At 70.2% G+C, this 14,966-nt stretch carries 12 protein-coding genes and 1 tRNA gene; 6 read left to right on the forward strand and 7 right to left on the reverse strand.

The genetic code is table 11. From position 1 onward, the window contains the following. Positions 1–11: 11 nt before the first annotated feature. Genes IF09_RS0105120 through IF09_RS0105130 form a run of 3 tightly spaced genes read right to left on the reverse strand, consistent with a single transcriptional unit; the run spans position 12 to position 2,100 of the window. Positions 12–860 carry a cytochrome c biogenesis CcdA family protein gene (locus tag IF09_RS0105120; protein WP_030292346.1) on the reverse strand — a complete coding sequence of 283 codons (849 nt, stop codon included), beginning with the start codon at positions 858–860 and terminating at the stop codon, positions 12–14. Then, positions 857–1,645, reverse strand: a complete 789-nt coding sequence (locus IF09_RS0105125) for a DsbA family protein (RefSeq protein WP_030292348.1) — start codon at positions 1,643–1,645, stop codon at positions 857–859. Before IF09_RS0105125 ends, IF09_RS0105120 begins: the two co-directional genes overlap by 4 nt. Positions 1,646–1,701: 56 nt before the next feature. Further along, positions 1,702–2,100, reverse strand: a complete 399-nt coding sequence (locus IF09_RS0105130) for a hypothetical protein (RefSeq protein WP_158709909.1) — start codon at positions 2,098–2,100, stop codon at positions 1,702–1,704. 118 nt (positions 2,101–2,218) lie between these two features. Between IF09_RS0105130 and hrpA the strand changes: the two genes are divergently transcribed. Both hrpA and IF09_RS0105140 read left to right on the forward strand, forming a co-directional pair. After that, positions 2,219–6,142: an ATP-dependent RNA helicase HrpA gene (gene hrpA / locus IF09_RS0105135; RefSeq protein WP_030292350.1), complete on the forward strand. Its 3,924-nt coding sequence runs from the start codon at positions 2,219–2,221 to the stop codon at positions 6,140–6,142. A 94-nt stretch (positions 6,143–6,236) separates the two neighbouring features. Then, positions 6,237–6,310, forward strand: a tRNA-Asp gene (locus IF09_RS0105140). Between the two features lie 539 nt (positions 6,311–6,849). On the opposite strand, the gene bldC is transcribed toward IF09_RS0105140, so the two are convergent. Both bldC and IF09_RS0105150 read right to left on the reverse strand, forming a co-directional pair. After that, positions 6,850–7,056, reverse strand: a complete 207-nt coding sequence (gene bldC, locus IF09_RS0105145) for a developmental transcriptional regulator BldC (RefSeq protein WP_003949541.1) — start codon at positions 7,054–7,056, stop codon at positions 6,850–6,852. 556 nt (positions 7,057–7,612) lie between these two features. After that, entirely contained in the window at positions 7,613–8,467 is an 855-nt protein-coding gene (locus IF09_RS0105150) for a hypothetical protein (protein WP_199920401.1), read from the reverse strand. 193 nt (positions 8,468–8,660) lie between these two features. On the opposite strand from IF09_RS0105150, the gene IF09_RS0105155 reads away from it, so the two are divergent. Then, a complete protein-coding gene (locus IF09_RS0105155) occupies positions 8,661–9,797 on the forward strand; it encodes a Leu/Phe/Val dehydrogenase (protein ID WP_199920402.1) in 1,137 nt (378 codons plus the stop codon). 282 nt (positions 9,798–10,079) lie between these two features. Continuing rightward, entirely contained in the window at positions 10,080–10,346 is a 267-nt protein-coding gene (locus tag IF09_RS0105160) for a DUF3073 domain-containing protein (protein ID WP_030292353.1), read from the forward strand. A gap of 141 nt (positions 10,347–10,487) precedes the next feature. Here IF09_RS0105160 and purM read toward each other — a convergent pair whose 3' ends face one another. After that, positions 10,488–11,558, reverse strand: a complete 1,071-nt coding sequence (gene purM / locus IF09_RS0105165; RefSeq protein WP_030292354.1) for a phosphoribosylformylglycinamidine cyclo-ligase — start codon at positions 11,556–11,558, stop codon at positions 10,488–10,490. 105 nt (positions 11,559–11,663) lie between these two features. Next, positions 11,664–13,181, reverse strand: a complete 1,518-nt coding sequence (gene purF, locus IF09_RS0105170; protein WP_030292355.1) for an amidophosphoribosyltransferase — start codon at positions 13,179–13,181, stop codon at positions 11,664–11,666. A gap of 148 nt (positions 13,182–13,329) precedes the next feature. On the opposite strand from purF, the gene IF09_RS48420 reads away from it, so the two are divergent. After that, positions 13,330–13,425, forward strand: coding sequence for a putative leader peptide (locus IF09_RS48420; RefSeq protein ID WP_418953020.1), 96 nt, complete (start codon positions 13,330–13,332; stop codon positions 13,423–13,425). A gap of 115 nt (positions 13,426–13,540) precedes the next feature. Then, the gene (locus IF09_RS0105175; protein WP_030292356.1) at positions 13,541–14,962 is read left to right on the forward strand and encodes a sulfatase; all 1,422 of its coding nucleotides are present in this window, start codon (positions 13,541–13,543) and stop codon (positions 14,960–14,962) included. The last annotated feature ends 4 nt before the right edge of the window (positions 14,963–14,966 follow it).

Genomic DNA, 14,966 nt, shown 5'->3' on the forward strand with positions numbered 1-14,966 from the left:
GGCCTTCTGCGTTACTCCGCCCCTCCCTCAGGGCCGGGGGTGCGGCGGCGCCACTGCGTCACACCGACCGCCGCCGCGCCCGCCGCCACCAGGCCGAGCAGCGCCCAGTCCGGAACCGCGTCCGCGAACGACCGCACCCACTGCTCCACCGCGTACGAGTCGTCCACGTCGAGCAGCCCCGGCAGCGCGCTCGCCCCGTCGTACGCGAGGAACAGCGCGCCGAGGGCGATGAAGAACAGCCCGGACAGCAGCGAGGTGGTGTGCAGCTCGAAGCGGCCCACCCGGACGGCCCGCCCGCGCAGCCAGCGCCGCCGGCCCAGGTCGAACCGCTCCCACAGCATCGCCAGCACGAACAGCGGTACGGCCATCCCCAGCGCGTACACCGCCAGCAGCAGGCCTCCGTAGACCGGGCTGCCGCTGACCGCCGCCACCGTGAGGACGCTGCCCAGGATCGGGCCGGCGCAGAACCCGGCCAGCCCGTAGACCGCGCCCAGCGCGTACACCGACAGGGCGGTGGTCGGCCGGATCCGCCCGGACAGCTCCGAGATCCGCTTCGAGGCGAAGCCCAGGCCCAGGATCTGCGCGACCCCGAGCGCGATGATCAGCCAGCCGCCCGCCAGGACCAGCCCGTCGCGGTTGCCGTGGAAGAACCGCCCGGCGTACGAGCCGGCCGCGCCCAGCGGTACGAGGGTGCTCGCGAGGCCCGCGTAGAAGATCCCGGTCCGCGCCAGCAGCCGCGAGGCGGAATCGATCGAGTACGCGAAGAACGCGGGCAGCAGCAGCGCGCTGCACGGGCTGAGCAGCGCGAGCAGCCCGCCCAGCAGCGCGGCCAGGTACCCGATGTCGCCGACGCCGGTCACTGCGCGGCCCGGCCGTCGGCCTGACCGGTGCCCTGCGGCTCGGCTTGGGCCTTGGCCTGCGCCTTGGCCTTGGCGATCGCCGCGGCGAAGGCGTCGAGCGGCTGGGCGCCCGCGATCGGCTGCCCGTTGACCAGGAAGGACGGCGTGGAGGTGACGCCGATGCGGTAGCCCTCCTCCTGGTCCTTCTGCAGGGCGGCCGCGGCGGCCTCGCCTGCCATGTCCCGCTGGAAGCGCTCGAGGTCCGGGACCCCGGCCTCGCGGGCCAGCTCCAGCAGCCGCGCCTGGCCGAAGCCCTTCCCCTTGGCGCCGTCGGCGTACGCGGCCGCGTGGAACTGCGCGAACCGGTCCTGCTGCCCGGCGGCCCAGGCGGCCTTGGCGGCGGCCTCGGAGTCGGCTCCGAAGATCGGGAAGTTGCGCCACTCGATGCGCAGGGTGCCGTCCTCGACGTACTTCTTCACCAGCTCGGGTTCGGTGTCGCGGGCGAACTTGCCGCAGTAGCCGCACTTGAAGTCGGAGTACTCGATCAGCACGACGGGGGCGTCGGCCCGCCCGGCGGCGAGACGGTCGCCCGACTCGCGCCGGGCGAGCTTCGCCAGCTCGGCGTACGGGTCGGAACCCTTGGGGGCGGCCGCGGCGGACGAGGAGGCCCGGGCGGGGGCCTCCTCGGGCGCGGTCGCCTGCCAGGAAACGAGCCCGAGGGTGACGGCGGCGAGGGCGACCCCGGCGCAGACCAGCAGCGGCTTGCGCGCGGAAGCGGAGGAGGAAGAGGAAGGGGAGGGTGACATACGGGTGCTCCAGAGCAGCGGAGGGGTGGATCGGACCGGCGGGCGGGGCCGGTCCTCTACACCCGCATCACGGACAGCTCCACCGGCCCCGGCGCCGGCTGGTCGGGCCCGCGTACGAGCACCCGTACGGGCGGCGTCCGGGCCCCCCAGACCTGCTCCACCGCGGGCCGCCCCACCGGTGCGTGCGCATGCTCCCCGGCTCCGCGCGGCGGCACGCCCGGAGCCCGGCCCCGGTCCCGGGTCCCGGGATCGCAGGAGGGCCCCCGGCCGGTGTCCGCCACGGCGCGGGCCGCACCGAGGTCCCCCGAAGCAGTCGAAGCGGTCGAAGCGGCCACACCGGAAACCGGACCGGAAACCGGACCGGAAACCGGAATCGCCGCCGCGGGCACCGCACACCCCACCAGCACCGCGAGAACGGCGCCGATCAGCCACCACACTCCACGGACGCGGGACATGGCGGGCCTCTCACTCGGTCGGCGGGTCGGTTCAGGCGATCTCGTCCCGAAATGGTACGGGGAGGGGGCACAAATGCGTTCGCCACCCGGCACCTGCGGGTGAGATCCTCGATCAGGTATGTCTACTTCCTTCGCCGCCCTGCAGACGCTTCTCGGTGAGATCTCCCTCCGTGACGCGCACCGCCTCGGCCGCCGCCTCGAAGGCGCCCGCCGCATCCGCAAGCCCGAGGCCAAGCAGGCCGTGCTCGACGAGATCGCCGCGGAGGCCGAGAAGGCCGCCGCGCGACTGGCCGGCCGTGCCTCGCGGATGCCGGAGGTCACGTATCCCGAGAACCTGCCCGTCAGCCAGAAGAAGGACGAGATCGCCGAGGCGATACGCGACCACCAGGTCGTGATCGTCGCCGGTGAGACCGGTTCCGGCAAAACCACGCAGATCCCCAAGATCTGCATGGAGCTGGGCCGCGGCGTCCGGGGCATGATCGGGCACACCCAGCCCCGCCGGATCGCCGCCCGCACCGTCGCGGAGCGCATCGCCGAGGAGCTGAAGTCCGAGATCGGACAGACGGTCGGCTGGAAGGTCCGCTTCACCGACCAGGTGGACCAGGACGCGACCTTCGTGAAGCTGATGACCGACGGCATCCTGCTCGCCGAGATCCAGACGGACCGCGAGCTGCGCGCCTACGACACGATCATCATCGACGAGGCCCACGAGCGGTCCCTCAACATCGACTTCCTGCTGGGCTACCTCTCCCAGCTGCTGCCGAAGCGCCCCGACCTCAAGGTCGTGATCACCTCGGCGACCATCGACCCGGAACGCTTCTCCCGGCACTTCGGCGAGGCCCCGATCGTCGAGGTCAGCGGCCGTACGTACCCGGTGGAGGTGCGCTACCGGCCCCTCCTCGAGGACGACAGCGAGGAGAGCGACCGCGACCAGATCACGGCGATCTGCGAGGCCGTGGACGAGCTCCAGTCCGAGGGACCGGGCGACATCCTGGTCTTCCTCTCCGGCGAACGCGAGATCCGCGACACGGCGGACGCGCTCAACAAGCGGAACCTCCGCTTCACGGAAGTGCTCCCCCTCTACGCCCGCCTCTCGCACGCCGAGCAGCACCGCGTCTTCCAGCAGCACACGGGCAGGAGGATCGTCCTCGCGACCAACGTCGCCGAGACCTCCCTGACCGTCCCCGGCATCAAGTACGTGATCGACCCGGGCAACGCCCGGATCTCCCGCTACAGCCACCGCACCAAGGTCCAGCGCCTGCCCATCGAGCGGATCTCCCAGGCCAGCGCCAACCAGCGCAAGGGCCGCTGCGGCCGTACCAGCGACGGCATCTGCATCCGGCTCTACTCCGAGGACGACTTCAACGCCCGTCCCGAGTTCACGGACGCCGAGATCCTGCGCACGAACCTGGCCTCCGTCATCCTCCAGATGACCGCGGCCGGCCTCGGAGAGATCGAGAAGTTCCCCTTCATCGACCCGCCGGACCACCGCAACATCCGCGACGGCGTCCAGCTGCTCCAGGAGCTCGGCGCCTTCGACCCGACGGAGAAGGACCCCCGCAAGAAGCTGACGCCCATGGGCCGGCAGCTCTCCCAGCTGCCCGTGGACCCGCGCCTGGCCCGCATGGTCGTCGAGGCCGACAAGAACAACTGCGTCCGGGAGGTCATGGTCATCGCGGCGGCCCTGTCCATCCAGGACCCGCGCGAGCGGCCCTCGGACAAGCAGACGCAGGCCGACCAGAACCACGCCCGCTTCAAGGACGAGACGAGCGACTTCCTCTCGTTCCTGAACATGTGGCGCTACCTCCGCGAGCAGCAGAAGGAGCGCGGCTCGTCCTCGTTCCGCCGGATGTGCAAGCAGGAGTACCTGAACTTCCTGCGGATCCGCGAGTGGCAGGACATCTACTCGCAGCTGCGCACGGTCGCCAAGGGCATGGGCATCCACGTCAACGAGGCCGACGCCCCCGAGACGAGCGTGCACATCTCGCTGCTGGCGGGCCTGCTCTCGCACATCGGCCTCAAGGACACCGACAAGAACGAGTACCTGGGCGCCCGCTCCGCCAAGTTCGCGGTCTTCCCCGGCTCGGCGCTCTTCAAGAAGCAGCCGAAGTTCCTCATGTCGGCCGAGCTGGTGGAGACCTCGCGGCTGTGGGCCCGGGTCAATGCCAAGGTGGAGCCCGAGTGGGTCGAGCCGCTGGCCCAGCACCTGATCAAGCGCACCTACAGCGAGCCGCACTGGGAGAAGGACCAGGCGGCCGTCATGGCGTACGAGAAGGTCACGCTGTACGGCGTACCGATCGTCGCCCAGCGGAAGATCAACTACGGCCGGATCGACGCGGAGGTCTCGCGCGAGCTGTTCATCCGCAACGCGCTGGTCGAGGGCGACTGGCGGACCCACCACAAGTTCTACGCCGACAACCGCAAGCTCCTGACCGAGGTCGAGGAGCTCGAGAACCGGGCGCGGCGCCGCGACATCGTGGTCGACGACGAGACCCTCTTCGACTTCTACGACCAGCGGATCCCCGAGCACGTGGTCTCCGGGGCGCACTTCGACTCCTGGTGGAAGCACAAGCGGCGCGAGGAGCCCGAACTCCTCGACTTCGAGCGCGAGATGCTGCTCACGGAGAAGGCGGCCGGGGTCACCAAGGCCGACTACCCCGACTCCTGGCGGCAGGGGCAGCTCAAGTTCCGGGTGACCTACCAGTTCGAGCCCGGTGCGGACGCGGACGGCGTGACCGTGCACATCCCGCTGCAGGTGCTGAACCAGGTCACCGACGAGGGCTTCGACTGGCAGATCCCGGGCCTGCGGGCCGAGGTCGTCACCGAGCTGATCCGGTCCCTCCCGAAGCCGATCCGCCGGCACTACGTGCCCGCGCCGAACTTCGCGACGCGCTTCCTGGACACGGCCGTGCCCCTGCAGGAGCCGCTGCCCGTGACGCTGGCGCGCGAGCTCCAGCGGATGGTCGGGGTCCCGGTCTCCGCCGAGGACTTCGACCTCTCCCGGATCCCGGACCACCTGAAGATCACGTTCCGGATCGTCGACGAGCGTCGCAAGAACCTCGCCGAGGACAAGGACCTGGAGGCCCTGCGGCTGAAGCTGAAGCCAAAGGCCCGCCAGGCCCTCTCCAAGGCCGCCGCCGCCACCGCCGAGCGCGCGGGCGGGGAGTCGCTGGAGCGCACCGGGCTGACCGACTGGACGATCGGCACGCTGACCAAGGTCTTCGAGACCCGGCGGGCCGGCCAGCCGGTGAAGGCGTACCCGGCGCTGGTGGACGAGGGCGCGAGCGTCTCCGTACGGCTCTTCGACACGGAGGCCGAGCAGCAGCAGGCGATGTGGCTGGGCACCCGGCGCCTGATCCTGCTGAACATCCCGGTGAACCCGGCGAAGTTCGCCTCGGACCACCTGACCAACCAGCAGAAGCTGGCCCTGTCCCGCAACCCGCACGGCTCCATCCAGGCGCTGTTCGACGACTGCGCGACCGCGGCGGCCGACAAGCTGATCGCCGACCACGGCGGCCCGGCCTGGGACGAGGCGGGCTTCCGCGCGCTCTACGAAGCGGTGCGCGCCGACCTGGTGGACACGACCGTGCGGACGGTGGGCCAGGTGCAGCAGGTCCTGGCCGCCTGGCAGGCCTGTGAGCGCCGTCTGAAGGCCGTGAACAGCCTGGCCCTGGTGGCGAACGTGCAGGACGTCAAGACGCAGCTGGCGGCCCTCGTGCCGGCGGGCTTCGTGACGCTGACGGGCCTGCGCCGGCTGCCGGACCTGATGCGCTACCTCGTGGCGGCGGACCGGCGGCTCCAGCAGATGCCGACGGGCGCCCAGCGCGACACCACGCGCATGGAGAAGGTCCACGAGATGCAGGACGAGTACGCGTGGCTGCTGGAGCAGCTCCCGAAGGGCCGGCCGGTGCCGTCCGCGGTCACCGACATCCGCTGGATGATCGAGGAACTCCGGGTCAGCTACTTCGCGCACGCGCTCGGGACGGCGTATCCGATCTCCGACAAGCGGATCGTGAAGGCGGTGGACGCGGCGGCCCCGTGACCGGATCGGCTCAGGGTCCGCGGTCGAGTTCGACCGCACCCCCTGAGCTGCTGTACAGTCTGATTCGCAGCCACGCCGGAACGGCTGCGAACGAGGTCCTGTGGAGCAGTTGGTTAGCTCGCCACCCTGTCAAGGTGGAGGTCGCGGGTTCAAGTCCCGTCAGGATCGCAAGAAGAGCAGGGCCCGTATCCCCAGGGATACGGGCCCTGTTGCGTTGCCCGCACCCGCCCGCACCCGCCCGCCCCTCCGCGCGCTCCCTCGAGAGCCCCGGCGGCCGCCCTGGGCCCTGTCGGAAACTCCGGGGGGTTCACCTCGGGCCCTCGGGGCATCCGCGACGAAAATCCCCCATCTGCATGAGGCAGTCTGCGACGCACGCCCCCTTACGGGTGCATTGCGGGTTGTACAAGAGTGACAGCCTGTGACGGGAGTCACCACATGAGTTTTTCAGACTCACGCATTTATCGCACCCATACGCGTGCTCGATTTAATATGTGCAATGGCACCTACCTCGCCGGAGCCCCGCAGCACCCCGATTCCGCCCGCGCCGGGCATAAAAAAGATCGCGCTGGACCCGGCGGAGTCCAGCGCGATCGAACGCCGAGAACCTGTTGGGGCAGGTCCGAGCGTTTGAAGCCATGTGGGTTTCATCGGATTGGGGGACCCGATTCAAGCCCGGTAAAGCGGGGTGCTTACGTGCTTGCGCGACCTCAGGCCTCGCTGCGCTGCTGCGGAATTCCCGCGAGCAGTGCGCGAACCTCGGCCTCGCGGTATCGGCGGTGTCCACCCAGGGTGCGGATGGACGTGAGCTTGCCAGCCTTGGCCCAGCGGGTGACCGTCTTCGGGTCCACGCGGAACATCGTGGCAACCTCAGCCGGGGTCAGCAGCGGCTCGGCATCAGGGGTGCGAGCGGTCATGAGCGGCCTCCTCGGGAGAACCGAACCATCTCGGTTCTTTCCTCTAAATTCTGCACCTTGGCCCGCGTTGCCCGAAATGGACATACGCGGGCCGAGTCGGTTATAGGACGAACGGCTTGTCCTCGGCACTACAACTACACCATCCGTCCAGCCTCGACGGCCAAACCGATGGAATTGCCCTCCGAGGTGTTCATCAGCGGCGGAAGCCGATGGACCGTCCCATAACGGACAGTCACCCCACTGTGACGATCAGTCACAGAGCGATCAGGAGTCGTCAGGACCCCCCGTAGAGTGCAATGCCGAGCATTCCGCCCTTAGTTGGGCGGAAGGAACCCTCCCCGGACTCCTTGTCCTATTTTGGCACGAGGGTAGGGGAAGGGCGCAAGGGTGTGGTTAGTGCGGTCCGTCACGCTTGGGCCAATGGCCCGTATCGGGACGTAGGTCCTGGAACCAAGACCTGAATGTGGTGATCACGCCTCCCATCAGCCACTTGTGGCTGATCGACCGATACGCACGGTACGCGATGCCCTCGCCGCAGCCCTCCCCCCGTCGCCGGTCAGTTCGCGAACAGTCTCTCCCGGACCTCCCGCCAGCGCTCCGCCAGCTCCTCGTACGCCTCCGCCGCCCCGGCCTCGTCCCCGGCCCGCAGCGCAGCGATCCCCGCCGCCACGTCCCGGGCCGAGCGGTCGGCGCGCAGCCGGTCCGCCGGCAGCGCGTGGACCAGGCCCCCGTAGTCCAGCTCGACCATCGAGCGCGGGTGGAACTCCTCCAGCCAGCTGCCGACCTCCACCAGCCCGTCCGCGAGCCCCCCGTACCCGTCGGCCTCCCGCAGCGTCCGCAGTCCCCGCGCGAGCCGCCGCCGGGCCTGCACCATCGGCGTCCGGTAGCGCATCCGCTCGCCCGGCAGGTACTCCCGCTCGTCGTCGGCCACCAGCACGAACCAGCGCAACGGCACCTGCCACACCGCGGTACGGATCCACGGGCGCGCGTCCGGGTTCCGCTCGCGCCAGCGCTCGTACTCCTCGGCCGCCCGCCGCCTCGCCGCCGCCGGGAGCGCCGCGTCCAGCACGGGGAGCGGGAACTGGTCGACCAGCTCCTGGAGCGCCAGCCAGCCGCGCAGCCTGGTCCGCCACGGGCAGACCAGCAGCACCCCGTCCACCTCCGCCGTGAACGCCTCCGCGCTCTCCTGCGCCGGCACCCCGACCACCGGCACCCGGACCAAGTCGGCAAGCGAGCGGCGCAGTTCGTCCTGGGCGGTCGGGACCACCCCGCGCCGGGCGTACGAGGCCCAGTGCGCGCGCTCCGGCTCCGCGAAAGCCGCCAGGGGCTCGTAGACGCGCAGGTAGGAGGCGTACGGGACGGTCGGCGCCGAGCGCGCCGAGGGCAGCTTGGGGTCGGAGGTTTCGCTCACGCTCTCGTACTCCCCCGCACCGCCCGGCGGTACTCCGCCGGGCGTCCGCCGGACCTCCAGGGACGGGCGCCCATACTCCGGGAGTGTTTCGATCTCTGGACAGGTCGACTGCACACGCCCTGCAGGTCTTACGCTGCTCCCAGCGCGCCCTCCCCCACCCGCAGGGCGGGCGTCATTCCGCCGCATCTCTTCCATGGGAGTCACCACCGTGACCGAAATGACCGACGGCGTCCTGCACACCCTGTTCCGTTCGGAACAGGGCGGCCACGAGCAAGTCGTGCTGTGCCAGGACCGAGCCTCCGGCCTGAAGGCCGTCATCGCGATCCACTCCACCGCTCTGGGCCCCGCCCTCGGCGGTACGCGCTTCCACGCCTACGCCTCCGACGAGGAGGCCGTCATGGACGCGCTGAACCTCTCGCGCGGCATGTCCTACAAGAACGCCATGGCCGGGCTCGACCTCGGCGGCGGCAAGGCCGTGATCATCGGGGACCCGGACGTCCTGAAGTCCGAGGAACTGCTGCTGGCCTACGGCCGGTTCGTGGAGTCCCTCGGCGGCCGCTACGTGACGGCCTGCGACGTCGGCACGTACGTGGCGGACATGGACGTCGTGGCCCGCGAGACCCGCTGGGCGACCGGCCGCTCCCCCGAGAACGGCGGCGCCGGCGACTCCTCGGTCCTCACCGCCTTCGGCGTCTTCCAGGGCATGCGCGCGAGCGCCCAGCACCTGTGGGGCGACCCGACGCTGCGGGGCCGCAAGGTCGCCGTGGCCGGCGTCGGCAAGGTCGGCCACTACCTCGTCGAGCACCTCCTGGAGGACGGCGCCGAGGTCGTGATCACGGACGTCCGCGAGGAGTCGGTGCGCCGGATCCTCGACAAGCACCCGCAGGTCACCGCGGTGACGGACACCAACGCCCTGATCCGCACCGAGGGGCTGGACATCTACGCCCCCTGCGCACTCGGCGGCGCGCTGAACGACGAGTCGGTACCCGTCCTGACCGCCAAGGTCGTGTGCGGCGCCGCGAACAACCAGCTCGCCCACCCGGGCGTGGAGAAGGACCTCGCGGACCGCGGGATCCTCTACGCGCCCGACTACGTGGTGAACGCGGGCGGGGTCATCCAGGTCGCCGACGAGCTGCACGGATTCGACTTCGACCGCTGCAAGGTCAAGGCCGCGAAGATCTTCGACACCACCCTGGCCATATTTGCTCGCGCGAAGACAGACGGGATCCCGCCGGCCGCGGCGGCCGACCGGATCGCCGAGCAGCGGATGGCGGACGCCCGCGCCGCGAAGGCCGCGCAGGGCACCACCCCGGCTGCCGACCCGTCGTAACGGGCCCTGATGTGCGCCCGCCGGGGTTGCGGCGAGACGGAACTCACTGCACTTCGGCGGGTCGCCCGCCAGGAAAGGGTTAAAATCGCAGCTGACCAGCGAGGACGGGGCGCCTCATTGGTCCTGCACCGGGGCACGTCATGCGGGCGGCGTACCGTATGGCCGCGGAAGCAGGTACCGTTAAACCCCTACGGACGGTCTCTCCACGGAGAGCCCGCTCCGAACCATGAACGCGTGTCAGACTCTGGGGCCGTCGAGCCCCGTCACCGAGGGGGTCGAGCCATGGGGCGCGGCCGGGCCAAGGCCAAGCAGACAAAGGTCGCCCGCCAGCTGAAGTACAACAGCGGCGGGACTGACCTCTCGCGTCTGGCCAATGAGCTGGGCGCATCGCCGACGGAACCGCTGCTGCCTGTCAGCGAGCCGGTCGAAGTCGATGACGATCTGGACGACGACGACCCGTACGCCAAGTACGCGGATCTGTACAACAGCGATGATGACGACGACGAGGACGAAGAGTCCGGACCGTCGGCACAGCGCCGCGGCGCTTGACGCTCTCCCGCGTCTCCTTCGCGTCTGCACCACACAGGTGGCGGCCAGTCAGTGACTGACCCCGGCTGAGCAACACAAGAACCCGGTCCAGGGCCTCGCCCCGGACCGGGTTTCGGTGTTGGCCGCCGTTGTCCCGGCTGGTCAGCTCGCGTACGCGCCGGTCAGGGCCGCGCCCTCGGTGTGTGCACCGCGGTCCAGGATCTCGCCCGCGACCCAGGCGTCCACGCCCCGGTCGCCCAGCGCGGTCAGGGCCACGTCCACCGACTCCTGCGGGACCACGGCCATCATGCCGACGCCCATGTTCAGGGTCTTCTCCAGCTCCAGCTGCTCGACCTGACCGGCCTTGCCGACCAGGTCGAAGATCGCGCCCGGGGCCCAGGTCGAACGGTCGACCGTGGCGTGCAGGTGGTCCGGGATGACCCGGGCCAGGTTCGCCGCGAGGCCGCCGCCGGTGATGTGCGAGTACGCGTGGACCTCGGCCGTACGGGTGAGGGCCATGCAGTCCAGCGAGTAGATCTTGGTCGGCTCCAGGAGCTCCTCGCCGAGGGTCCGGCCGAGCTCCTCGATGTGCTGCTCGAGCGACATCTTGGCGCGGTCGAAGAGGACGTGCCGGACCAGCGAGTACCCGTTCGAGTGAAGGCCGGAGGACGCCATGGCGATGACGGCGTCACCCGTACGGATGCGATCCGCGCCGAGCAGGCGGTCGTACTCGACGACGCCGGTGCCGGCGCCCGCCACGTCGAAGTCGTCCGGGCCGAGCAGACCCGGGTGCTCGGCGGTCTCGCCGCCCACCAGGGCGCAGCCGGCGAGGACGCAGCCCTCGGCGATGCCCTTCACGATCGCCGCGACACGCTCCGGGTGGACCTTGCCCACGCAGATGTAGTCCGTCATGAAGAGCGGCTCGGCGCCGCAGACGACGATGTCGTCCATGACCATCGCGACGAGGTCGTGGCCGATGGTGTCGTACACGCCCAGCTGGCGGGCGATGTCCACCTTCGTGCCGACCCCGTCGGTCGCGGAGGCCAGCAGCGGGCGCTCGTAGCGCTTGAGGGCGGAGGCGTCGAAGAGGCCGGCGAACCCGCCGAGGCCGCCGAGGACCTCGGGGCGCTGCGTCTTCTTCACCCACTCCTTCATCAGCTCGACGGCGCGGTCTCCCGCTTCGATGTCCACGCCTGCGGCTGCGTAGCTGGCACCGGTGGTCTTCTCTGTCATGACAGGGAGAGCTTTCGTGTCGTTACTGCTTGTGGTGCCGGGCCCTGGGAGAAGCTTGAAAGACAGGGCCCGGCGCAGGTGGAGCAGGGATTGCGGGACGCGGCGCTACGGACGCCGGAGCGCGTCGGCGGCGTCCGTGCCGCCCGCGAGCTCGGACTCCAGGAGCTGCTTGCCCAGGAGCTGCGGGTCGGGCAGCTCCATGGGGTACTCGCCGTCGAAGCAGGCACGGCAGAGGTTGGGCTTCTGGATGGTCGTCGCCTCGATCATCGCGTCGAGCGAGATGTACGAGAGCGAGTCCGCGCCCAGCGACGTGGCGATCTCGTCGACCGTCATGCCGTTGGCGATCAGCTCGGCCCGGGTGGCGAAGTCGATGCCGAAGAAGCACGGCCACTTCACCGGCGGCGAGGAGATCCGGATGTGGACCTCGGCCGCGCCGGCCTCGCGGAGCATCTTGACCAGGGCGCGCTGCGTGTTGCCGCGGACGATCGAGTCGTCCACGACCACCAGGCGCTTGCCCCGGATGACTTCCTTGAGGGGATTGAGCTTCAGGCGGATGCCCAGCTGGCGGATCGTCTGCGAGGGCTGGATGAAGGTCCGGCCGACGTACGCGTTCTTGACCAGGCCGGAGCCGTACGGGATCCCGCTGGCCTCGGCGTATCCGACGGCGGCGGGCGTGCCGGACTCCGGCGTCGCTATCACCAGGTCGGCGTCGACCGGGGCTTCCTTGGCCAGGCGCCGGCCCATCTCGACACGCGAGAGGTAGACGTTCCGGCCGGCGATGTCGGTGTCCGGGCGCGCCAGGTAGACGTACTCGAAGACACAGCCCTTGGGCTTTGCTTCCGCGAATCGAGAGGTACGCAGGCCGTTCTCGTCGATCGCGATGAGCTCGCCCGGCTCGACCTCGCGGACGAAGCTGGCGCCGCAGATGTCGAGGGCGGCGGTCTCACTGGCGACCACCCAGCCGCGCTCCAGGCGGCCGAGGACCAGCGGGCGGATGCCCTGCGGGTCACGGGCGGTGTAGAGGGTTCCCTCGTCCATGAAGACGAGCGAGAACGCACCCTTGACCTTCGGGAGGACCTTGGTGGCCGACTCCTCGATCGTCAGGGGCTTGCCGTCGTCGTCCGTCTGGCCGGCCAGCAGGGCGGTGACCAGGTCGGTGTCGTTGGTGGCCGCCACCTGGGTGGCACGGCCGTCCTGACGGGGGAGGTCGGCGACCATCTCGGCGAGCTCGGCGGTGTTCACCAGGTTGCCGTTGTGACCCAGGGCAATGGAGCCGTGGGCGGTCGCGCGGAAAGTGGGCTGCGCGTTCTCCCAGACGGAGGCTCCGGTGGTCGAGTAGCGGGCGTGACCGACCGCGATATGACCCTGGAGCGAGCCGAGAGAGGTTTCGTCGAAGACCTGGGAAACGAGGCCCATGTCCTTGAAGACGAGGATCTGGGAACCGTTGCTCACAGCGATTCCCGCGGACTCTTGTCCACGGTGCTGCAACGCATACAGTCCGAAGTAGGTGAGCTTGGCGACCTCTTCACCCGGAGCCCAGACACCGAAGACGCCGCAAGCGTCCTGGGGGCCCTTTTCGCCGGGGAGCAGGTCGTGGTTGAGTCGTCCATCACCACGAGGCACGCTTCCGAGTGTAGGCGAGATCGACCACTGGTCCGAATTGGGGACGCCCGGGAAATCTCACAGCACAGAGGGTGACCGGACGGCTCCGTCTCGGCATTCGGATCACCTTGTTGACATCTACGAGGGCATTCGTACAGGCTCTCGGCCCATGCAGCCTCTCGGTGACCGTTCCGTCACCCTCATCGAGCGCCGCCACGTAGACCTGGTCCGTGTCGCGAGCGCCATCTGTCGCTGTTCCGCGTAGCCGCAACTCTCCTTTCCCTTTTCTCTTTCCGCTCCTGCCGCCCCTGCCCCGCCGTGCCGCGCGCCGTCCTGCGCGCCCGCCGGGCCGGGTGGCCGAGCCGTGCCTTGGAGTACTTGTGCCTTCGTACGACGACCACCTGTCCCGGCGTGCCTTCGGCAGCGCCGTCGGAGCGACCGCGGCCGCGGCGGCCGTGGGGCTCGGCGCCGCGCCGGCCCAGGCCGCTCAGGAGACCGCCGGGCCCAAGGAGCGGGAGTTCCGGGCCGCCCGCGGCCGGCACTCCCGGCGGCCCAACATCCTGTTCGTGCTGGGCGACGACCTCGGCTGGGCCGATCTGTCCTCGTACGGCTCCCCGCACATCAAGACCCCGAACCTGGACCGGCTGGCCCGCCAGGGCGTCCGCTTCACCGATGCCTACTCCGGCTCCGCCACCTGCTCGCCCACGCGGTTCAGCCTGTACACGGGCCGCTATCCGGGCCGGGTCGCGGGCGGCCTCGCCGAGCCCATCGCCGACAAGAGCGCCGGCTTGGAGCCCACCCACCCGACACTGGCCTCGATGCTGCGCGACGCGGGTTACGCGACCGCGCTGATCGGCAAATGGCACTGCGGCTACCTGCCCGACCACAGTCCGACGAAGTCGGGCTGGGACGAGTTCTTCGGCAACTTCGGCGGGGCCCTGGAGTACTACTCCAAGCTGGGCCTCGGCGGCGAGTACGACCTGTACGAAGGCGACGCTACCTACAAGGACCTGCGCTACTACACGCGGATCATCACCGAGCGGGCCGCCGAGTACGTCTCCCGCGACCACGGCGGCAGGCCGTGGCTGCTCAACCTCAACTTCACCACCCCTCACTGGCCTTGGATCGCCGACGGGGACACCGTGGCGAGCGCCGAGGTCGAACGCCGGATCAAGGCGGGCGACACCCGGGCGCTGTGGCACCAGGACGGCGGCTCCGTCGAGAAGTACCGGCAGATGGTCGAGGACCTCGACCGCTCGATCGGCGAGGTGCTGAAGGCGCTCGAGCGGTCGGGGCAGGCGGACGACACACTGATCGTCTTCTCCAGTGACAACGGCGGCGAGCGGTTCTCGTACAACTGGCCGCTCTCCGGCAACAAGGCCTCCCTGCAGGAGGGCGGGATCCGGGTGCCGAACATCCTGCGCTGGCCGGCCCGGATCGACGGCGGGCAGGTCAGCCGGGTCCCGGTCTTCACCCCGGACTGGACGGCGACCCTGCTGGAGCTGGCCGGGGCCCGGCCGCACCCGGCCTACCCGCTGGACGGCGCCAGCCTGGCGGGGTACCTGCTGCGCGGTGAGAAGATCGCCGACCGGAACCTGTTCTGGCGGGTGCGCGGCGAGCGGGCCCTGCGCCGGGGGGACTGGAAGTACTACCGCGGCAAGGCGGGCCGGGACCAGCTGTTCCACCTGGCCGGCGATGCCCGGGAGCAGGCCGACAAGGCCGCCCTGGAGCCGGCCCTGCTGGCGCAGCTGCGTACGGCCTGGGAGAAGGTGGACGCGGGGCTGCTGCCGTACCCGGGCTGACGGG

Source organism: Streptomyces katrae (assembly GCF_000717655.1).
Taxonomy (GTDB): Bacteria; Actinomycetota; Actinomycetes; order Streptomycetales; family Streptomycetaceae; genus Streptomyces; species Streptomyces katrae_B.